Annotated in this window: 14 protein-coding genes; 10 read left to right on the top strand and 4 right to left on the bottom strand. The window is 68.7% G+C overall.

Annotated features, from left to right (window positions below; translation table 11 throughout):
- Position 1: 1 nt before the first annotated feature.
- The 6 genes from QGN31_RS24690 to eccA2 all read left to right on the top strand — a co-directional run bounded on the left by QGN31_RS24690 (position 2) and on the right by eccA2 (position 8,733).
- Entirely contained in the window at positions 2 to 832 is an 831-nt protein-coding gene (locus QGN31_RS24690; RefSeq protein ID WP_014941122.1) for an ESX secretion-associated protein EspG, read from the top strand.
- A 124-nt stretch (positions 833 to 956) separates the two neighbouring features.
- Positions 957 to 1,982 carry a MinD/ParA family ATP-binding protein gene (locus tag QGN31_RS24685; RefSeq protein WP_008262890.1) on the top strand — a complete coding sequence of 342 codons (1,026 nt, stop codon included), beginning with the start codon at positions 957 to 959 and terminating at the stop codon, positions 1,980 to 1,982.
- Complete coding sequence (gene eccD, locus QGN31_RS24680) at positions 1,979 to 3,508, top strand: type VII secretion integral membrane protein EccD (RefSeq protein WP_008262892.1); 1,530 nt, start codon at positions 1,979 to 1,981, stop codon at positions 3,506 to 3,508. The genes QGN31_RS24685 and eccD overlap by 4 nt, the downstream gene beginning before the upstream one ends.
- Complete coding sequence (gene mycP2 / locus QGN31_RS24675; protein WP_014381603.1) at positions 3,493 to 5,151, top strand: type VII secretion system ESX-2 serine protease mycosin MycP2; 1,659 nt, start codon at positions 3,493 to 3,495, stop codon at positions 5,149 to 5,151. The genes eccD and mycP2 overlap by 16 nt, the downstream gene beginning before the upstream one ends.
- Positions 5,148 to 6,770, top strand: a complete 1,623-nt coding sequence (gene eccE / locus QGN31_RS24670) for a type VII secretion protein EccE (protein WP_014941124.1) — start codon at positions 5,148 to 5,150, stop codon at positions 6,768 to 6,770. Before mycP2 ends, eccE begins: the two co-directional genes overlap by 4 nt.
- Positions 6,771 to 6,882: 112 nt before the next feature.
- Positions 6,883 to 8,733, top strand: coding sequence for a type VII secretion system ESX-2 AAA family ATPase EccA2 (gene eccA2, locus QGN31_RS24665; protein WP_170320649.1), 1,851 nt, complete (start codon positions 6,883 to 6,885; stop codon positions 8,731 to 8,733).
- 9 nt (positions 8,734 to 8,742) lie between these two features.
- On the opposite strand, the gene QGN31_RS24660 is transcribed toward eccA2, so the two are convergent.
- A complete protein-coding gene (locus QGN31_RS24660) occupies positions 8,743 to 9,183 on the bottom strand; it encodes a nitroreductase family deazaflavin-dependent oxidoreductase (protein ID WP_008262900.1) in 441 nt (146 codons plus the stop codon).
- 1 nt (position 9,184) lies between these two features.
- Complete coding sequence (locus QGN31_RS24655) at positions 9,185 to 10,036, bottom strand: NAD(P)H-binding protein (protein WP_008262901.1); 852 nt, start codon at positions 10,034 to 10,036, stop codon at positions 9,185 to 9,187.
- Positions 10,037 to 10,146: 110 nt separating this feature from the next.
- Between QGN31_RS24655 and sigI the strand changes: the two genes are divergently transcribed.
- Entirely contained in the window at positions 10,147 to 11,025 is an 879-nt protein-coding gene (gene sigI / locus QGN31_RS24650; protein WP_014941125.1) for an RNA polymerase sigma factor SigI, read from the top strand.
- 2 nt (positions 11,026 to 11,027) lie between these two features.
- Here sigI and QGN31_RS24645 read toward each other — a convergent pair whose 3' ends face one another.
- A complete protein-coding gene (locus tag QGN31_RS24645; RefSeq protein WP_231504820.1) occupies positions 11,028 to 12,200 on the bottom strand; it encodes a MinD/ParA family ATP-binding protein in 1,173 nt (390 codons plus the stop codon).
- Positions 12,201 to 12,824: 624 nt separating this feature from the next.
- On the opposite strand from QGN31_RS24645, the gene gltB reads away from it, so the two are divergent.
- A complete protein-coding gene (gltB, locus tag QGN31_RS24640) occupies positions 12,825 to 17,408 on the top strand; it encodes a glutamate synthase large subunit (protein WP_008262912.1) in 4,584 nt (1,527 codons plus the stop codon).
- Positions 17,401 to 18,876 (top strand): glutamate synthase subunit beta, encoded by a 1,476-nt coding sequence (locus QGN31_RS24635; protein ID WP_008262914.1) that lies wholly within the window; start codon positions 17,401 to 17,403, stop codon positions 18,874 to 18,876. The genes gltB and QGN31_RS24635 overlap by 8 nt, the downstream gene beginning before the upstream one ends.
- Positions 18,877 to 19,270: 394 nt before the next feature.
- Here QGN31_RS24635 and QGN31_RS24630 read toward each other — a convergent pair whose 3' ends face one another.
- Positions 19,271 to 20,122: an LLM class F420-dependent oxidoreductase gene (locus tag QGN31_RS24630; protein WP_014383623.1), complete on the bottom strand. Its 852-nt coding sequence runs from the start codon at positions 20,120 to 20,122 to the stop codon at positions 19,271 to 19,273.
- Positions 20,123 to 20,173: 51 nt separating this feature from the next.
- Here QGN31_RS24630 and QGN31_RS24625 point away from each other — a divergent pair, with 51 nt between their 5' ends.
- Positions 20,174 to 20,614, top strand: a complete 441-nt coding sequence (locus tag QGN31_RS24625) for a hypothetical protein (protein ID WP_014941126.1) — start codon at positions 20,174 to 20,176, stop codon at positions 20,612 to 20,614.
- Positions 20,615 to 20,624: the final 10 nt, after the last annotated feature.

The following is a 20,624-nucleotide window of genomic DNA, read 5'->3' as shown; positions in this document are numbered from 1 at the left end:
CATGCTGACGACGACGGTCGATGGCCTATGGGTGTTGCAGGCGATCACCGGTGTCGAGCAAACGTGCCCTGAGCTGGGGTTGCGGCCGATGCTGCCGCGGCTGGACACCCCCGAACGCGCGCTGGGCCACCCCGCGGCCGCCGACCTGATAGCCGCCGGCGCACTCGATGAGGCCGGCAACGTCGACCCGATGATCCGTGAATGGCTCACCGTCCTGCTGCGGCGCGACCTGGGTCTGGTCGTGATGATGGGCGTGCCGGGTCGCGAGCCCACGCGCGCGTCGATCAACCGCTTCGCCACCTGGTGGGTGGTCTTGGAGCGGCACGGTGAGATGGTGCGTCTGTACCCGGCCGGCACGGCCAGCAACGAATCCTCGGCCAGCGAGCTCGTGGTGGGTCAGATCGAGCGGCTGTGCGGCGTGGCCGAGGCGGCGCCGCTGCGGCCGATCACCCTGGACACCGAGCAATTGCTGAACTCGGTGCGCGACACCGCCAGCCTGCGCGCATTCCTGCTCGAACAGCGCCTCGACGCCGACCAGCTGCAGGTGGTTCTCACCGCCGCCGATCCCGCGCGCTCGGCGCACGCGAACATCGTCGCGCTGCAGGCGGGCGTCGGGCCCGACGAACTGGCGCGCGTGGCCGTCGGCGATGCGACGGTGTCGATCGTCGACACCCCCGGGGGCCGCGTGTGCATCGAAAGCGTCATCTCGGGGCAGCGCCGGTACCAGATTATTTCGCCCGGCTCGCGCAGCGACATCGGCGGAGCGGTGCAACGGCTCATCCGCCGGCTGCCCGCCGGCGACGAGTGGCACTCGTATCGGCGGGTGGTGTGACGGTGTTATCGGATGCCGAAGTAACTTAGTTAACCAAAGTCTTGTAATAACAACGCGTGTCGCGCTTGATGGGTGGTTTCTCAACGGGTAAACGCGGTATCGCGAACCGTGTTAGCATCTCGTCGTGACGAGCCCTTGGAATGACCCGAATATGTCGGACGAAGGAGCGCTCAGACGGGGGGATCCGTCAGGGGGCAGCAACTTCCCGGATTCGGTATCCGACACGATGCGAATTACCGATCTGGCCGCACCACGAAAGATTCCACCGGGGTCAGGATGGCGTAAATTCATTTACGCCATCTCATTTCGACAAATAAATCTCGGTGAATCGCCCCGAGAACGGCACTACCGTGACTTACAAAACCGCATCCGCCGGCATATTCGACGGCAGTATGTGATCACCGTGGTCTCCGGCAAGGGTGGCGTCGGGGTCACGACGCTCACGGCCTGCCTCGGTGGCGTGTTCCGGGAATGCCGCCCGCAGAACGTGATTGCGATCGACGCCGTCCCCGGATTCGGCACCCTGGCCGACCGCATCGACGACTCCCCGCCGGGCGACTACACCGCGATCATCAACGACACCGATGTCCAGGGCTACGCTGATATCCGAGAACATCTGGGGCAGAACGCAATCGGGCTCGACGTGCTGGCCGGCAACCGGACCTCGGACCAACCCAGGCCGCTGGTGCCGGCGATGTTCTCCGGGGTGCTGTCGCGGCTGCGGCGCACCCACACGGTGATGATCGTCGACACCTCCCCCGATCTCGAACACGAAGTGATGAAGCCGGTATTGGAGAACACCGACACCCTCGTGTTCGTTTCGGGGATCACCGCGGACCGCTCGCGTCCGGTGCTGCGGGCGGTGGATTACCTGCGGTCGCAGGGCTACCACGAGTTGGTCTCGCGCAGCACCGTGATCGTGAACCACACCGACCAGATCACCGACAAGGACGCGCTGGCGTACCTGACCGAGCGGTTCACCAAGGTCGGCGCGACCGTCGAGGCGCTGCCGTTTGATCCGCATCTTGCCAAAGGCGGCATCATCGATACGGTTCACGAGTTGAAGAAAAAGACGCGGTTGCGCCTCTTTGAAATCACCGCGGGGCTGGCCGACAAATACATTCCAGACGCTGAGCGGGCGGTACCGTGACCTCGCCGCATAAGGTCGCTTTTCCGGCGCGTTGTGCGGTCAACATTTCTTACGAGAAGCATCTGTGTTCCCAAGTCTTCCCCGCCGGAATTCCGATGGAGGGATTCTTCGAGGGAATGGTCGAGCTGTTCGACGCGGACCTGAAGCGCAAAGGTTTTGACGGCATTTCGTTGCCGGCCGGCAGCTACGAACTCCACAAGATCAATGGGGTCCGGCTCGATATCAATAAGAGCCTCGACGAGCTCGGCGTCCAGGACGGCGACACCCTGGTGCTGGTGCCCAGGGTCGACGGGGAGTCGTTCGAACCGCAGTACGAGTCCCTGTCGACGGGCCTGGCCGCGATGGGCAAGTGGCTGGGCCGCGACGGCGGGGATCGGATGTTCGCGCCGGTGACGCCGCTGACGGCCGCGCACACGGCGGTCGCGGTCATCGCGATGGCGGTCTCGGTGGTGGTGGCCCTGACGCTGCGGGCACGGACCTTCACCGACGGCCCGATCCCGGCGGCGGTGGCGGGCGGGGTCGGCGTCCTGTTGGTCATCGCGACCCTGGTGGTGCGAAGCGGATGGCGGGAGCGGCGCGATCTGTTCAGCGGGTTCGCCTGGCTCGCGGTGGTCTCGCTGGCCACCGCCGGCGCCTGCGCGCCGCCGGGTGTGCTGGGCGCGGCGCACGGGCTGATCGGCGCCGTGGTGGTGATCCTGGGTGCCGTCGCCATCGGGGTGACGGCACGCAACCGGTGGCAGACCGCGGTGGTCACCGCCGTGGTGACGGTGTGCGGCGTCCTGGCCGTCGTTGCCGCCGTCCGGATGTTCCGCCCCGCCTCGGCGCAGGTATTGGCGGTGTGCGTGTTGGTCGGATTGCTGGTCCTCGTCCGGATGACCCCGCTGATCGCGTTGTGGGTGGCCCGGGTCAGGCCGCCGCACTTCGGGTCGATCACCGGACGGGACCTGTTCGCGCGGCGCGAGGGGATGCCGGTCGACACCGTGTCCCCGGTCAGCGAGGACGAATCCGAGGACGAGGACAACGAACTCACCGACATCACCGCGCGCGGCGCCGCGATCGCCGCCTCGGCGCGCTTGGTCAACGCGGTCCAGGTGGGACTGTGCGTCGGGGTCTCGATCGTGCTGCCCGCCGCGGTCTGGGGGGTGTTGACGCCGGGCCGCCCGTGGGCGTGGTTGGCGCTGGTGGTCGCCGGCCTGGTGGTGGGGATCTTCATCACCCAGGGCCGCGGATTCGCCGCCAAATACCAGGCCGTCGCGCTGGTGTGCGGGGCGTCGGCCGCGGTGTGCGCGGGGGTGGTCAAATACGCCGTCGCCGGGGCCCACGACGCCATGGCGGGATTGCTGTGGCCGGTGGTGGCGGTGGCGACGTTCGCCGGATTGGGTTTGGCCGCAGCGCTTTTGGTTCCGGCCATGCGGTTCAGACCGTTCATCCGGCTGACCGTGGAATGGGTGGAAGTGCTCGCATTCATCGTTCTGCTGCCGGCGGCGGCGGCCCTGGGAGGGCTCTTCACGTGGATTCGCCACTGAGAACCGTTGCGGCGCTGACCGCCGCCCTGACCCTGGTCGCGTTATCCGCCAATATCCCTGCCGCCCAAGCGATCACACCGCCCTCGGTGGATCCGGGGATGGTGCCTCCCGACGGACCGCCGCGGCCCGAACAGCCGATGCGCCGGGCCAACAGCTGTTCGTCGCCGATCGTCGTGCGAAACCCCGACGTGGCGCAGCTGGCTCCGGGGTTCAACCTGCTCAACATCGCCAAGGCGTGGCAATACAGCACCGGCAACGGGGTGCCCGTCGCGGTGATCGACACCGGGGTGACGCCGAACCCGCGGCTGCCGGTGGTACCCGGTGGCGACTACATCATGGGCGAGGACGGCCTGATGGACTGCGACGCCCATGGCACCATTGTCAGCTCGATCATCGGCGCTGCGCCGCAAGGGATTTTGCCGATGCCGCGGCCCATGCCGGCCACTCCCGCGTTCCCGCCGCCGGCCGGGCCGCCACCGGTCGCCGGGGCGCCTCCGCCACCGGTTGAGGTGCCGCCCCCGATGGCGCCGCCGCCCCCGCCGCCGCCGGTGACGATCACCCAGGTTCTTCCGCCGCCGCCACCGCCGCCCCCGCCGCCGGAGGGCGGCGGCGCCACCGCCGCATCGAACGGGCCACCCGATCCGCAGACCGAGGAAGAACCCGCGGTGCCGCCGCTTCCCCCGGGGGCACCCGACGGGGTGGTGGGTGTGGCCCCGCACGCGACGATCATCTCGATCCGGCAGTCCTCGCGGGCCTTCGAACCGGTCAACCCGCCGCCGGGGGATCCCAACTCCGACGAGAAGGTCAAGGCCGGCACGCTGAATTCGGTTGCGCGCGCGGTGGTTCACGCCGCCAACATGGGTGCGAAGGTGATCAACATCTCGGTCACTGCGTGCCTGCCCGCGGCGGCCCCGGCCGATCAACGGGCCCTGGGCGCGGCGCTGTGGTACGCGGCCACAGCGAAGGACGCGGTGATCGTGGCGGCGGCCGGCAACGACGGGGAAGCCGGTTGCAACAACAACCCGATGTACGACCCGCTGGACCCGTCGGATCCGCGGGACTGGCATCAGGTCAAGGTCGTCTCGGCGCCGTCGTGGTTCTCCGATTACGTCCTGTCGGTGGGCGCCGTCGATGCCAGTGGCGCCGCCCTGGACAAGAGCATGTCGGGGCCGTGGGTCGGCGTCGCCGCCCCGGGGACGCACATCATGGGTCTCTCGCCCCAGGGCGGCGGGCCGGTCAACGCCTACCCGCCGTCGAGGCCGGGCGAGAAGAACATGCCGTTCTGGGGAACCAGCTTCTCGGCGGCCTACGTCAGCGGGGTCGCGGCGCTGGTGCGCGCGAAGTACCCCGACCTGTCCGCGCACCAGGTGATCAACCGGATCGTGCAGTCGGCCCACAATCCGCCCGCCGGGGTCGACAACAAGGTCGGCTACGGGCTGGTGGACCCGGTCGCCGCGTTGACCTTCAACATCCCGCCGGGTGACCGGATGCCGCCGGGCGCGCAGAGCCGGGTCATCACCCCGGCGGCGCCGCCCCCACCGCCGGACCACCGGGCGCGCAACATCGCCATCGGATTTCTGGGGGTGGTGGCCGCCGGCGTGCTCGTGTTCGCGATCGCCGCGCGGTTGCGGAGGGCGCGATGAGGCCCAACCTCACCGGGTTCAGCCGCGGCAGCAATCGCCGGGTCGTCGGGGTGTGGGTGGTGTTCGTGCTCGCGCTCGCGAGTTGGCTGCTGGCCGGCTACATCGGCGCCGCGGTCGCCGTGGTGGTGGGCATCGCGCTGGTGTTCGTGCGCTGGTGGGGCCAGCCGGCGTGGTCGTGGGCCGTGCTGTGGCGGCGCGGTCGGCGCCCGATCGACTGGTCGGCCCCAATCACCGTGGCCAACAACCGATCCGGTGGCGGCGTGCGCGTGCAGGACGGCGTCGCCGTGGTCGCGGTGCAGCTGCTGGGCAGAGCGCATCGGGCCACCATGGTGACCGGGTCGGTGACCGTCGAGACCGAAAACGTGCTCGACGTCGTCGAACTGGTGCCGATGCTGCGCCAGGCCCTCGGCCTGCAGCTCGACTCGATCAGCGTCGTCAGCATCGGTTCCCGGCACGGCACCGTCGGCGACTATCCGCGGGTGTACGACTCCGAGATCGGCACCCCGCCGTACGCGGGCCGGCGCGAGACGTGGCTGATCATGCGGCTGGCGGTGCTCGACAACGCGCACGCGTTGGTGTGGCGCACGACCGTTGGCGCGGCGGCGATTTCGGTTGCGCAGCGCATCGCGGGCCTGCTGCGCTGTGAAGGCCTGCGGGCCAAGGTGGCCAACGCCACCGATTTGATCGAGCTCGATCGCCGGCTCGGCTGGGACGCGGTGTCGGGACCGGCGCAGCGATGGAAAGCCATCCGCGGGGAAGCGGGCTGGCTGACCACCTATGCGTATCCGCCCGAGGCGATCACGTCGCGCCACCTGTCGCAGGCGTGGACGCTGCGCGCCGACGAGGTCATCCAGAACATCACGGTGTATCCCGACGGGCAGTGCACCGCGACCATCACGGTGCGCACGCCGACACCCGCGCCCACCCCGCCCAGCGTGATCCTGCGCCGGCTCAACGGCGAGCAGGCCGCGGCGGCGTCGGCCAACATGTGCGGACCCCGGCCGCACCTGCGCGGAATCCGGCGCAGCCCGCTGCCCGCCGAGCTGGTCACCGAGATCGGGCCCTCGGGCGTGCTGATCGGGAAACTCAGCAACGGCGACCGGCTGCTGGTGCCGGTCACCGACGCCGGTGAACTGTCGCGCGTATTCGTCGCCGCCGATGACCCGATCGCCAAGCGGATCGTGATCCGCACCGCGGGCGCCGGGGAACGAGTCTGCGTGCACACCCGTGACATGGCGCGCTGGGTCAGCGTGCGGATGCCGGAGATCAGCGTCGTCAACGGCTCGCGCCCGGCACCGCGCACCACCGTCAGTGTGGTGGAATACGCCGCGCGGCGGGGCAGGGACGGCAACGGTGCTTCCGACGGCGGGGGCACCGACATTCGGGACGCCGCGATTTCGCCCACCCCCCGGCCGGCGACGGTGATCACCATCGCGCCCGCGGGCGTCAGGCTCTCCGAGGGGCAGCGCCACGGGTTCGAGGTGATCATCGAGCAAGTAGGGCCCTCGGTGGTGAATGTCAGTGCCGCGGGGAAGAATTGGCTTGCCGAGATGGACATGTTCCGCGCCGAGCACCGCTACGTCAGCCTGGATCCGGTCACCATGTCGGTCGGCACGTAGAAGTTCGGCAACGCGAGTTTGAGGCATAGTTTGATGAGCGCACGCGGCGGCAGCTCGCTCCGGCCAAGGGCGGCTACCCGCAACCCCGATGACCACGGTCGCGGCGCTCGCGATGGGGGATGTGATGGGTGATTTACAAACGGCCCGAAGGCATTTCGACCGGGCCATGGGGATCATGGGCCGCCAGGGTCGGGCGGCGGCCCTGCCGGAGTTCGTCGCCGCGACCGACGCCGACGCGTCGATGGCCGATGCGTGGCTGGGGCGCATCGCCTGCGGCGACAGCGACCTGGACTCGTTGCGGCGTCTCTATGCCACCAGCGAATGGCTGCACCGGGAGACCACGCGGATCGGGCAGACGCTGGCCGCGGAGATTCAGCTGGGCCCCTACATCGGCATCACCGTCACCGACGCATCGCAGGTCGGGCTGGCGCTCTCGTCCGCGTTGACGATCGCCGGGGAGTACGCCGAGGCCGACCGGCTGCTGGCCAACCGCGACCTGCTGGACTCCTGGACCAACTACCAGTGGCACCAGCTGGCCCGCACCTTCCTGATGTACCGGACACAACGCTGGCCCGACGTCCTGCTCGCGGCCGCCGAGGAGTTGCCCCCGCAGGCGATCGTGATGTCGGCGGTGACGGCGTCGATCTGCGCGCTGGCCGCGCACGCCGCCGCCCACCTCGGGCAGGGCCGGGTCGCCCTCGACTGGCTGGACCGCGTGGACGTGATCGGGCACACCCAGTCGTCGTCGCGCTTCGACGCCGACGTGCTGACCGCGTCGATCGGCCCGGCCGACATTCCGCTGCTCGTGGCGGATCTGGCGTACGTGCGCGGGATGGTGCACCGCCAGCTGCGTGAGGAGGACAAGGCCCAGATCTGGCTGTCCAAGGCCACCATCAACGGGGTCCTGACCGCGGCGGCCAAAGAAGCGCTGGCCGACCCGAACCTGCACCTGGTGGTCACGGACGAAGAGACCATCGACAGCCGCACCGACCGTTGGGACGCCTCGACGGCCAAGAGCCGCGACGAACTCGACGACGACGCCACCGCCGACCGGCGGGCCGAGCTGCTGGCCGAGGGGCGCAAGCTGCTGGCCAAGCAGGTGGGGCTGGCCGCCGTCAAGCAGGCCGTCGCGGCGCTGGAAGACCAGCTCGAGGTGCGGATGATGCGTCTCGAGCACGGCCTGCCGGTGGAAGGGCAGACCAACCACATGCTGCTGGTCGGTCCGCCGGGTACCGGTAAGACGACCACCGCCGAGGCGCTGGGCAAGATCTACGCGGGCATGGGGATCGTGCGCCACCCCGAGATCCGGGAGGTGCGCCGTTCGGATTTCTGCGGTCACTTCATCGGGGAGTCGGGACCCAAGACCAACGAACTGATCGAAAAGTCGCTCGGCCGAATCATTTTCATGGACGAGTTCTACTCCCTGATCGAGCGCCACCAGGACGGCACGCCCGACATGATCGGCATGGAGGCCGTCAACCAGCTCCTCGTCGCGCTGGAAACGCACCGCTTCGATTTTTGTTTCATCGGCGCGGGCTACGAAGACCAGGTGGACCAATTCCTCACCGTGAACCCGGGTTTGGCCGGCCGGTTCAACCGCAAGCTGCGCTTCGAGTCCTACTCACCGGCGGAGATCGTCGAGATCGCGCACCGTTATGCGACGCCGCGCGCCAGCCTGCTCGACGACGCCGCGCGCGAGAAGTTCCTGGACGCGGCCACGACCATCCGCAACTACACCACTCCCGGTGGGCGCCACGGCATCGACGCCATGCAGAACGGCCGGTTCGCCCGCAATGTCGTCGAACGTGCCGAGGGCTTCCGCGACACCCGGGTGGTCGCGCAAAAGCGGGCGGGCCAACCGGTGACGGTCGAGGACCTGCAGATCATCTCCGCCGACGATATCGAGGCGGCGGTGCGCAGCGTGTGTTCGGACAACCGCGACATGGCCGCCATCGTCTGGTGACCCGGCGCGTCACGCCGGTTCGAAGCGGAAGACGGCGAGTCGGCCCGCCAGGGCTTCGAATTCGTCCGCGGTCCCGTCGCGCACCATCCCGGAACGTTTCGCGAACGCCACGCCGACCGGCACTTTGGCGGGGAACTCCCGCAGCACCGGCCGGGCCTCGCCGGCGGACAGTTCGACGATCCGGACCCGGCGTGAGCGACGGCCGCGGCGCAACGTGCCGGTGCCCGCCGCCCGGGCGTTTGCCGCCCAGTCGGCCCCGGGATAGCCGGCCACCACATAGAGGCCGCCCTGGAAGTCGAACGGCGTCATCGGCGTGCTGCGCGGTTGACCCGTCTTGCGCCCGGGCACGGTGAGCACCATGGCCGGCCCGGTCGGGATGCCCAGTCGTTGCACCGCCATCATGAACTTGTTCATGGGCTTGAGGTAGCGCGGGGGACGCGGTTCGGTCATGTCAGGCTCCGTGGTTCTCGTTGGTGAAGACGTCGCGGTGCTCGGCGACCCAGTGGCCGAACGGAAGTGCCGGGCGGCCGAGGATCTTCTCGACGTCGTGGGTGACCAGCGCGGGCTTGTCGAGCGATTCGGCGAGCATGGCGATGTAGGCGTCGGCGAATCCGGCGCTGAATCCCAAGCCCAGGAAGCGTTGCCGCACAGCGTCTGTGGGAACCTCCAGGTATTGGAGCGGCCGGCCCAGCACGGCGCCGATGACCTGCACCAGCTCCGAGTTGGTGAAAGCCTGTGGGCCCGTCAACGGAATGCGCTGTCCGGCAAGCTCGTCGGTGAGCAACGCGCGCGCCCCTACCGCCGCGATGTCCGTCTCGACGATCGGCGCCGTCGACGCCGCGGCGTACGGCCCCGCGACCACGTCGCCGGCGCGGAGCTGCGCGGACCACATGCCGGCGAAGTTCGACGCGAACACGCTGGGCCGCAGGCTCACCCAGGCCAGCCCGGAGTCGACGGCGAGCCGTTCGACCTCCTTGTTGCGGTCGCCGCGAAATCGGGACGGCTGGCGGGACAAGTCGTCGTCGGCGTTGATCGCCGACAGGGCGACCAGTTTCCCGACGCCGGCGCGCCCGCATTCGGCCACCACTTCTTCGAGTTGCCCGCGCAGCGCGCGGGAGTTCAGGAAGACCGCCGACGCGCCCGGCAGCGCCTCGGTGGCCGAAGCGAACACCTCGACCTCGGGGGGAAATCCGGCCGGCCCCGGCTGTCGGGTGATCGCGCGCACGCGCGCGCCTGCGGCAAGCAGGTCCGCGACGAGCGGGCGCCCGACGTTACCGGTCGCACCGGTGACGACGATTGTCATGGGACGGTTCCTTTCGTGGATTTGTGCACTGCTGCAAGGACGGGGCAAAAGGTGGGAAAGTTACACGACAGAACCTGTAACTTTTCGGGGCGGCGGATCGTCGAAGAGTCATGAACCAGTCGCAGTCAACGGGCGACCAGGTCGCCGAGGCCTGGCGCCGTCACCGCCCGTATCTGGTCAACCTGGCCTACCAGATGCTGGGCGACATCGGCGACGCGGAAGACGTTGCGCAGGAGGCATTCCTGCGGCTCTCACGCGCCGAGGTCGGCGACATCGAGGATGTCCGGGGCTGGCTGACCGTAGTCGCGAGCCGGCTCTGCCTCGACCAGGTGCGCTCCGCGCGCGCCCGTTACGAACGCCCCGGCGACGTCGAGGAGCGGCCGGCACCACGCCGGTCCGACCCGGCCGACCGGATCACCCTCGACGACGAGGTCCGCAGCGCGCTGTTGGAGGTCCTGCGGAGGCTCAGCCCCGGTGAGCGGGTGAGCTTCGTGCTGCACGACGTGTTCGGCGTTCCCTTCGACTCGATCGCGGAAACCGTGGGCCGTCCCGTCGGCACCTGCCGCCAGCTGGCGCGTCGGGCGCGGGCCAAATTCGTTGCCGCGCAACCGAATATGAATGACGTGGCCGTGGCCGAGCATCAGCTCGTCACGGAGAAGTTCATCACCGCGTGCGCCAACGGCGATCTCGCCGCGCTGGCCGCCGTCCTGGATCCGACGGTCTGGGGTGTGGGCACGATTCTCGCCGACCCGGCGCCGCCACCACAGGTCAACCACGGGCCCGACGCGGTGGCGACCAACCTGCTGCGCTACCTGTGGCCGGACGTGACGCTGGTCGGCGGTCCGGTCGGGGCGCCGGTGTTGCTGGCCTTCAGCGATCGTCGATTGTTCGCCGTTATCGTGCTGACGATCCGCGGCGCGCGCGTGACCAAAATCGAGGCGATCGCCGACCCGTCGGCGCGGGCGGGCAACGCTGCCGAGAACGCCTAGGCCTATTGGTCTTTCGGCCCGCGCTCGCCCGGGCGGTGGGGGCGCGCCGCGAAATAGCCGGCGATGGTCGCGGTGATCTCGAGGAACTTGCGCCGCGTGGCCGGGGCCATTTCCCGGGCCACGTCGATGACCCCGCCCGGTCGCAGGTGCGGGTCGAACGGCACCTCGATGACCGGCCGCCCGTGATCGGTGAACTCGCGGGCCAGCAACGCCCGGGTGCGTTTGTCCGCGTGGCCGTCCGAATCGTTGAGCACCACGATGCTGTGCTGCAGCAGCGTCGTCAGGCCCTGATCCGCGAGCCATTCCATGGTCCGCGCGGCGGCGGACGCGCCGTCGGCCCAGGGCGAGGACACCACGATCAGCGCGTCCAGATCGCGCAGCACCTCCTGGGTCAGCGGCGCGTCCATCGTCGAACCGCAGTCGATGACCGAGATCGTGAAATGGCGATCCAGCCGCAGCGCGGCCTCCCGGTAGATCGCGGGATCGAGCACGCGGCGCGGTCCGGACGCCGGTTCGCCGCCGAGCACGTGCAGGCCCGCGGAATTGCGGCCCAGGCGCGCCACCACATCGTCGAAGGACCGCAGGTTCTTGTCGGCGGTGAGCTCCCAGAACGAGCGCGTCGATCCCGGATCGATGCGGCTGCTGAGGCGCCCGAAGGCGGTGTCGGCGTCGATCGCCACGACGTGGTCTTGCCGGCGGAGTTGGGCGAACAGCGAGCCGACACTGGCGGCCACCGAGGTCTTGCCCACGCCGCCCTTGCCCAGCACACCGACCTTGTAGTTGCCGTGCAGGCGGGTCTGGATGGTCGCCTCGAACTGAGCCTCCTGCCGCTGGGCCGGGGAAGGGCCCAGGGTGATCAGGCCGAAGGTGGCGATCCGCAGGACGCGTCGCCAACCGCGGTCGGGGAGGTCCTGCGAGGGCGGCGGCGCAGGGGCGGGTTGCTGCGGCGCCACGGCGGGTGGTGGCCGCAAGGACGGGGCGGCGGCGGGAGACGGGGGCGCCGGTGCCCAGCCCTGCGGCGGAGCGGACGGCCGGGGCGGGGCGGGGGCCGGGGCCGGGGCCGGTGGCCGCGGGGCGGCGTGGGGCCCGTGCGCAGGGGGGCCAGGCGGGCGGGCCGCCGCAGTTTTCTGCGCGGGCTGCAGACGGTCCCGCAGGAATTCGTCGCGCTCGTTCATGGGCTCCTCAGGTGCCGGGCGGTCGGTCGTCGCGCCGTGTTACGTGATAAGCGCCACGGTCCGGCGTGCGACGCCGGACGTGACCAATACCGGTCCAGTATCTCCTCACGCGGGCGGCGTGGGAACCCGCAAACCCGGCCCGGTTCGCTGCGGGATCGGCGCGCCGCCGCGATCGCGGCACTGAGCACGTCGATCCCCGGCGTAGGCGCCGTTACCACCGGGACCGCAAAGCGCCAGCAGCAAACTTATCGCGGCCCGTCGATCGAGGCCGCGAGCGCGCGGTGGAAGGCCGGCCGTGGTGGAAATCACCGGCCCGCACCCCGGCACCGCACGAGTGCCGATCAGCGGCAACCGCGAAATTTACGAGGGTGCCCGCCGACGGTTTAGACTTGACGAAGTTGGCATGTCAGGCGGGTATTGTCATATCGTTTTACGACTTGTCGAGACCGGTTCCAGGCCACCGTTCAGAGCTGCACGGACATCCCGAACAGGATCATCTCCGCCTGGGGCACAGCCTATCGAGACAAGACCGAAGGGATATTCGCCCGCAACGTCCGGGGTGCGATCTCATCGGGGCCGCTGGTAACGGCCGCGCAGAACGTTCAGGTGAAGGGTCAGGTGCATATGACGCCCAAGCGCGTCGGGTTATACAACCCCGCGTTCGAGCACGACGCGTGCGGGGTAGCCATGGTCGTCGATATGCACGGCCGCCGCAGCCGCGACATCGTCGATAAGGCAATCACCGCGCTGCTCAACCTCGAACACCGGGGTGCCCAGGGCGCCGAGCCGCGCAGCGGCGACGGTGCCGGCATCATGCTTCAGGTTCCCGATGCCTTCCTGCGCGAAGTCGTGGACTTCGAGTTGCCGCCGGCGGGCAGCTACGCCACCGGCATCGCCTTCCTGCCGCAATCGTCCAAGGACGCCGCGACCGCGTGCGCCGCGGTGGAGAAGATCGCCGAAGCCGAGGGCCTGACCGTGCTGGGCTGGCGCAACGTCCCCACCGACGACTCGTCGCTGGGCGCGCTGTCGCGCGACGCGATGCCCACCTTCCGGCAGGTGTTCATGGCGGGGGCGTCCGGTATGACGCTGGAGCGCCGGGCCTACGTGGTGCGCAAGCGCGCCGAGCACGAACTGGGCACCAAGGGCCCGGGCCAAGACGGCCCCGGCCGCGAAACCGTTTACTTCCCGAGCCTTTCGGGTCAGACCCTGGTCTACAAGGGCATGCTGACCACCCCGCAGCTCAAGGCGTTTTACCTTGACCTGCAAGACAATCGGTTGACCAGCGCCCTGGGAATCGTGCACTCGCGGTTCTCCACCAACACTTTTCCGTCGTGGCCGCTGGCGCATCCGTTCCGCCGCGTCGCCCACAACGGTGAGATCAACACCGTCACCGGCAACGAGAACTGGATGCGGGCCCGCGAGGCGTTGATCAAGACCGACGTGTTCGGCTCGGAAGCCGACGTCGAGAAGTTGTTCCCGATCTGCACGCCCGGCGCGTCCGACACCGCGCGCTTCGACGAGGCGCTCGAGCTGCTGCACCTCGGCGGGCGCAGCCTGGCCCACGCCGTGCTGATGATGATTCCCGAGGCGTGGGAGCGCAACGAGTCGATGGACCCCGCGCGCCGCGCGTTCTACCGCTACCACGCCTCGCTGATGGAGCCGTGGGACGGGCCGGCGTCGATCACCTTCACCGACGGCACGATCATCGGCGCGGTGCTCGACCGTAATGGCTTGCGCCCCTCGCGGATCTGGGTCACCGAAGACGGTTTGGTGGTGATGGCGTCCGAGGCCGGCGTGCTGGACCTGGACCCGGCCAAGGTGGTGCGTCGGATGCGGCTGCAGCCCGGCCGCATGTTCCTGGTGGACACCGCGCAGGGCCGCATCGTCTCCGACGAGGAGATCAAAGCGGAGCTGGCCGCCGAGCACCCCTACCAGGAGTGGCTGGACAAGAACCTGGTCCCCCTCGACGACCTGCCGCAGGGCCACTACAAGCGGATGCCGCATGACCGACTGGTCAAGCGCCAGCAGACATTTGGCTACACCTACGAGGAACTCAACCTGTTGGTGGCGCCGATGGTGCGCAGCGGCGCCGAGCCGATCGGGTCGATGGGCACCGACACCCCGGTCGCGGTGCTCTCCCAGCGGCCCCGGATGCTCTACGACTACTTCCAGCAGCTGTTCGCGCAGGTGACCAACCCGCCGCTGGACGCCATCCGTGAGGAGGTGGTGACCAGCCTGCAGGGCACCACCGGCGGCGAGCGTGACCTGCTCACCCCGACCGAGCTCTCGTGTCACCAGATCGCGCTGCCGCAGCCGATCCTGCGCAACCGGGAGCTGGCGAAGCTGATCAACCTCAACCCGGACGACGAGGTCAACGGACGCCCGCATGGCATGCGTTCCAAGGTGATTCGCTGCCTTTACCCGGTGGCCGAAGGTGGCGCCGGGCTGGCCGCCGCCCTCGAGGACGTGCGCGCGCAGGCATCGGCGGCGATCGCCGACGGCGCGCGGGTGATCATCCTGTCCGACCGCGAATCCGACGAACGGATGGCGCCCATTCCGTCGCTGCTCGCGGTGGCGGGGGTGCACCACCACCTGGTGCGCGACCGGACACGCACCCACGTGGGTCTGGTGGTGGAGACCGGTGACGCCCGCGAGGTGCACCACATGGCGGCGCTGGTCAGCTTCGGCGCCGCGGCGATCAACCCGTACCTGGCGTTCGAGTCGATCGAGGACATGCTCGACCGGGGCGTGATCGAGGGCATCGACCGCAAGACGGCGCTGAACAACTACATCAAGGCGGCCGGCAAGGGTGTGCTGAAAGTGATGTCCAAGATGGGCATTTCGACGCTCGCCTCCTACACCGGTGCGCAGTTGTTCCAGGCGGTCGGCATCTCCGAGGATGTGCTCAACGAATACTTCACCGGGTTGAGCTGTCCCATCGGCGGGATCACCCTGGACGACATCGCCGCCGACGTCGCCGCCCGCCACGCCCTGGCCTACCTGGACCGGCCGGGCGAACGCGCCCACCGCGAGCTCGAGGTGGGCGGGGAATACCAGTGGCGCCGCGAGGGCGAGTACCACCTGTTCAACCCCGAGACCGTCTTCAAGCTGCAGCACGCCACGCGCACCGGCCAGTACAAGGTGTTCAAGGACTACACCCGCCTGGTCGACGACCAGAGCGAGCGCATGGCGTCCCTGCGCGGCCTGCTCAAGTTCCGCGCCGGTGTGCGGGAACCGATCCCGCTCGAAGAGGTCGAGCCCGCAAGCGAAATCGTCAAACGCTTCTCCACCGGGGCGATGAGCTACGGCTCGATCTCGGCGGAGGCCCACGAGACGCTGGCCATCGCGATGAACCGGCTGGGCGGCCGGTCCAACAGCGGCGAGGGCGGCGAGGACGTCAAGCGCTTCGACCGCGACCCCGACGGGGCCTGGCGGCGCAGCGCGATCAAACAGGTCGCCTCGGGCCGGTTCGGTGTCACCTCGCACTACCTGACGAACTGCACCGACATCCAGATCAAGATGGCCCAGGGCGCGAAACCCGGTGAGGGAGGCCAGCTTCCGGGGCACAAGGTGTACCCGTGGGTGGCCGAAGTCCGCCACTCCACCCCCGGCGTCGGCCTGATCTCACCGCCGCCGCACCACGACATCTACTCCATCGAGGACCTGGCACAGCTGATCCACGACCTGAAGAACGCCAACCCGGCGGCGCGCGTGCACGTCAAGCTGGTCTCCGAGAACGGCGTCGGCACGGTGGCGGCGGGCGTGTCCAAGGCCCACGCCGACGTGGTCCTGATCTCCGGGCACGACGGCGGCACCGGCGCGACGCCGATGACCTCGATGAAGCACGCCGGGGCGCCGTGGGAGCTGGGGCTGGCCGAGACGCAGCAGACGTTGCTGCTCAACGGGTTACGCGACCGGATCGTGGTCCAGGTCGACGGCCAGCTCAAGACGGGTCGCGACGTGATGATCGCGGCGCTGCTCGGCGCCGAGGAATTTGGCTTCGCCACCGCGCCGCTGGTGGTGTCCGGCTGCATCATGATGCGGGTCTGCCACCTCGACACCTGCCCCGTCGGGGTGGCCACCCAGAACCCGGTGCTGCGCGAACGTTTCACCGGCAAGCCCGAGTTCGTCGAGAACTTCTTCATGTTCATCGCCGAAGAGGTCCGCGAATACATGGCGCAGTTGGGATTCCGCACCCTCAACGAGGCGATCGGGCAGGTCAAGGCGCTCGACACCACGTTGGCGCGCGCCCACTGGAAGGCGCACCGGCTCGACCTGGACCCGGTCCTGCACGAGCCGGAATCGGCGTTTATGAACCAGGACCTGTACTGCACCTCGCGTCAGGACCACGGCCTGGACAAGGCGCTCGACCAGCAGTTGATCGTGATGAGCCGCGAGGCACTGGATTCCGGTACGCCGGTGCGTTTCTCGACCACGATCAGCAACGTCAACCGCACGGTGGGCACCATGCTCGGCCACGAGGTCACCAAAGCCTATGGCGGTCAAGGGTTGCCGGACGGGACCATCGACATCACCTTCGACGGCTCGGCGGGCAACAGCTTCGGCGCGTTCGTGCCGCGCGGCATCACCCTGCGCGTCTACGGCGACGCCAACGACTACGTCGGCAAGGGTCTGTCCGGTGGCCGGATCGTGGTTCGGCCGTCGGACGACGCCCCGCAGGACTACGTGGCCGAGGACAACATCATCGGCGGCAACGTGATCCTGTTCGGCGCGACCAGCGGTGAGGCGTACCTGCGCGGTGTCGTCGGCGAGCGGTTCGCGGTCCGCAACTCCGGGGCGCACGCCGTCGTCGAGGGTGTCGGGGACCACGGGTGTGAATACATGACCGGCGGCAAGGTCGTCGTCCTCGGTCGCACCGGCCGCAACTTCGCGGCCGGCATGTCCGGCGGGGTGGCGTACATCTACGACCCGCACGGCGAATTGCCAGGAAATCTCAACACGGAGATGGTCGAGCTCGAGAGCTTGGATGAGGATGACGACGAGTGGTTGCACGGCATGATCCAGGCACACGTTGATGCCACCGATTCCGCTGTGGGTCAGCGCATTCTGGGTGACTGGCCGGAGGAGCGCCGGCATTTCGCCAAGGTGATGCCGCGCGACTTCAAGCGGGTGCTGCAGGCCATCGCCGATGCGGAACGCGACGGCGCCGATGTCGACAAGGCGATCATGGCGGCCGCCCATGGCTGATCCGAGCGGCTTCCTGAAATACACGCACCGGGAATTGCCGAAGCGCCGGCCGGTCCCGCTGCGGTTGCGCGACTGGCGCGAGGTCTACGAGGATTTCGACAACGAGACCCTGCGCGAGCAGGCGACCCGCTGCATGGACTGCGGTATTCCGTTCTGTCACAACGGTTGTCCGCTGGGCAACCTGATTCCGGAGTGGAATGACCTGGTCCGCAGGGACCAGTGGCAGGCCGCGATCGAACGGCTGCACGCCACCAACAACTTCCCGGACTTCACCGGCCGGCTGTGCCCGGCGCCGTGTGAGCCGGCCTGTGTGCTCGGCATCAACCAGGATCCGGTGACGATCAAGCAGATCGAGCTGGAGATCATCGACAAGGCCTTCGACGAGGGCTGGGTGCGGCCGCTTCCGCCGGAGAAGCTGACCGGGAAAAAGGTCGCCGTGGTCGGTTCCGGACCCGCGGGCCTGGCCGCCGCTCAGCAGCTGACCCGCGCCGGCCACAGCGTCACCGTCTTCGAGCGGGCCGACCGCATCGGCGGCTTGCTGCGCTACGGCATCCCGGAATTCAAGATGGAAAAGCGCGTGCTCGACCGCCGGTTGGACCAGATGCGCGCCGAGGGAACCGAGTTCCGGGCGGGCGTCAACGTCGGGGTCGACATCAGCGCCGAGCAGCTGCGCTCCGACTTCGACGCGGTGGTGCTGGCCGGCGGTGCGACCGCCTGGCGCGATCTGCCCGTTCCCGGCCGGGAATTGGACGGCATCCATCAGGCGATGGAATTCCTGCCCTGGGGCAACCGGCAAGCGTTGGGTGATCTGGGCGAAGGCGAGGTGGACGCCGACGGGCAACCGCCGCTCACCGCCAAAGGCAAGAAGGTCATCATCATCGGCGGCGGTGACACCGGCGCCGACTGCCTGGGCACCGTGCACCGGCAGGGCGCCACCGAGGTGCACCAGTTCGAGATCATGCCGCGCCCACCGGAGACGCGCGCCCCGTCCACCCCGTGGCCGACCTACCCGCTGATGTACCGGGTCTCCGCGGCGCACGAAGAGGGCGGCGAGCGGGTGTTCTCCGTCAACACCGAGCAGTTCGTCGGCCGGGACGGTCGCGTCACGGCGCTCAAGGCGCACGAGGTCACCATGGAGGGCGGCAAGTTCGTCAAGGTCGACGGCTCCGATTTCGAACTCGAGGCCGACCTGGTGTTGCTGGCGATGGGATTCGTCGGGCCCGAGAAGGAGGGCCTGCTCACCGAGCTCGGAGTCAAGCTCACCGAGCGCGGCAACGTCGCGCGCGGCGCCGACTTCGAGACGTCGGTTCCGGGCGTCTTCGTAGCCGGGGACATGGGTCGCGGCCAGTCATTGATCGTTTGGGCGATTGCTGAGGGCCGGGCGGCCGCCGCGGCGGCGGACCGGTTCATGATGGGTTCCACCGCGCTGCCGGCGCCGATCAAGCCCACCGCGGTACCGCTTCAGTAGTAACACCAGTCACACCAGAAACACGCGCTGGTTCGTTCGGCGCGTCTTCCGCAGTTTGCCAGACGGTGGGTGTCTAATAATCCCCTGTGAGCCCGCTCACAGGGGGGTCACACTGTTTCCCGGATGGACGGACCGATTGCAGGAGTGGTTTTTGTGCATATCCACCCAGTACCCCGGACGCGGATGGGGCGAATGGCCTGGTCATGGTTGCGTCACCCGGTAAAAAGTCGCGAGTTCCCCGCCAAGCACGAGCGGTTGGTCACCGCCCAGGATCTACTGCTCTTCGGCGCGTGACCACTCTGCCGCCGCGCCTGCGGGCGCCCGGCGGGTTTGCTCCGCGGCCGGCGGGCGGGATTTTCGCCTGAGCGCCAGGGGCGGGGCCCGAAAATCGGTGCTATCCGTCGAGTAATCCCGAATCGCGGATCGCCTCGGCGAGCGGTTCCAGCACGGCGGGGTCGTGTGGCGGGGGTAGGTAGACGATCCCGAGGTCGAGCCCTTCGGCGGCGAGTCCGGCGGCGTCCGCGACGACCTTCCCGTAGTCGAGGTCCGGCTCGAGGCGCAGGTGCGCCGAGAGGGTGATCTCCTTCGGATCGCGGCCGATGTCCGCGCAGTGTGCGGCGAGGACGTCACGCTTGTGGGCGAAAACGTCGGGCGGGCCGCCGACGAAGTTCCAGTGCTGGGCGTAGCGGGCGGTGATCCGCAGCGTGCGCTTCTCGCCGCTGCCGCCGATGCAGATCGGGGGGTGCGGACGCTGCGGCCCCTTGGGCTCGTTGCGGGCACCCTTGAGCTGATAGAACCTGCCTTGAAAATCGGAGCAGTCCGTGGTCAAAAGGCTGGTCAACACCTCGCAGGCTTCCTCGAAGCGGTCGAAGCGTTCCTTGATGCTGCCCAGCTCGATGCCGTAGGCGCCGGATTCCTCCTCGTTCCAGCCGGCGCCGATCCCCAGCTCGAGGCGCCCGTTGGAGATGATGTCGAGGGCGGCCGCCATGTTGGCCAGCACCGCGGGGTGGCGGTAGTGGATCCCGGTGACCAGGGTGCCCAGCCGCAATCGCGTGGTGGCCTGTGCCAGCGCCGTCAGCGTCGTCCACCCCTCCAGACAGGGCCCGCTGCTGTCGGAGAAGATCGGGTAGAAGTGGTCGAAGGTCCACCCGGATTCGTAGACGTCGATGTCGTCTGCGGCCTGCCAGACGGCCAGCATCTGGGCCCAGGTGGTGTTCTGCGGAGAAGTCTTGAAGGCGAATCGCATGTCAACGACGTTAGTCGGCGTTTATGAAGGGCAACTAAACTCGACCGCGCTATGACTTGCCCTTGTTGCTCCCTGGGAATCGACACCAAGCTCACGCTGCTGGCGGCGGGCCTGATCTTCCTGCTCGCGCTCGTTCTCGGGATCTGGAAATACCGCGGGATGATGACCGCCGAGAATCATCTCGCGCATCCCTACGTCGACATCGCGCATCGCGCGGCGCTGCTGTATTCGTTCGCGACGCTGCTGCTCGCGGTTTTCGTACAACTGAGCGCCTGGCCGGTGTGGGTGAACCTGACGGCCGCCGGCGTCGTCGTCTTCTTCTTCGTGGCGGCCATCGCCGCCTACATCACCCACGGGGCACGGCGCGACACCGTCAACCAATTCGAAAACGCCGACCGCAGCACCGAATTGGCGATGGCCGCGCTGATCGTCGGGGAAATCGGCGGGTTCGGCGTGCTGCTCGCCGGGTTCGTGGTCGGCCAACTGCTGTAACTCGCCGAGG

The organism is Mycobacterium sp. 2-64 (genome assembly GCF_035918375.1).
Taxonomy (GTDB): Bacteria; Actinomycetota; Actinomycetes; order Mycobacteriales; family Mycobacteriaceae; genus Mycobacterium; species Mycobacterium intracellulare.
This window is presented reverse-complemented; position numbering and strand designations above follow the sequence as displayed.

Coding starts and splice junctions, on each gene's coding strand:
- QGN31_RS24660 (WP_008262900.1), bottom strand. CDS start 9,183: ATGACCGAACCGCGTCCCCCGCGCTACCTCAAGCCCATGAACAAGTTC.
- QGN31_RS24630 (WP_014383623.1), bottom strand. CDS start 20,122: ATGCGATTCGCCTTCAAGACTTCTCCGCAGAACACCACCTGGGCCCAG.
- QGN31_RS24690 (WP_014941122.1), top strand. CDS start 2: ATGCTGACGACGACGGTCGATGGCCTATGGGTGTTGCAGGCGATCACC.
- eccE (WP_014941124.1), top strand. CDS start 5,148: ATGAGGCCCAACCTCACCGGGTTCAGCCGCGGCAGCAATCGCCGGGTC.
- gltB (WP_008262912.1), top strand. CDS start 12,825: ATGACGCCCAAGCGCGTCGGGTTATACAACCCCGCGTTCGAGCACGAC.
- QGN31_RS24635 (WP_008262914.1), top strand. CDS start 17,401: ATGGCTGATCCGAGCGGCTTCCTGAAATACACGCACCGGGAATTGCCG.
- QGN31_RS24655 (WP_008262901.1), bottom strand. CDS start 10,036: ATGACAATCGTCGTCACCGGTGCGACCGGTAACGTCGGGCGCCCGCTC.
- QGN31_RS24645 (WP_231504820.1), bottom strand. CDS start 12,200: ATGAACGAGCGCGACGAATTCCTGCGGGACCGTCTGCAGCCCGCGCAG.
- sigI (WP_014941125.1), top strand. CDS start 10,147: ATGAACCAGTCGCAGTCAACGGGCGACCAGGTCGCCGAGGCCTGGCGC.
- eccA2 (WP_170320649.1), top strand. CDS start 6,883: ATGGGGGATGTGATGGGTGATTTACAAACGGCCCGAAGGCATTTCGAC.
- QGN31_RS24625 (WP_014941126.1), top strand. CDS start 20,174: ATGACTTGCCCTTGTTGCTCCCTGGGAATCGACACCAAGCTCACGCTG.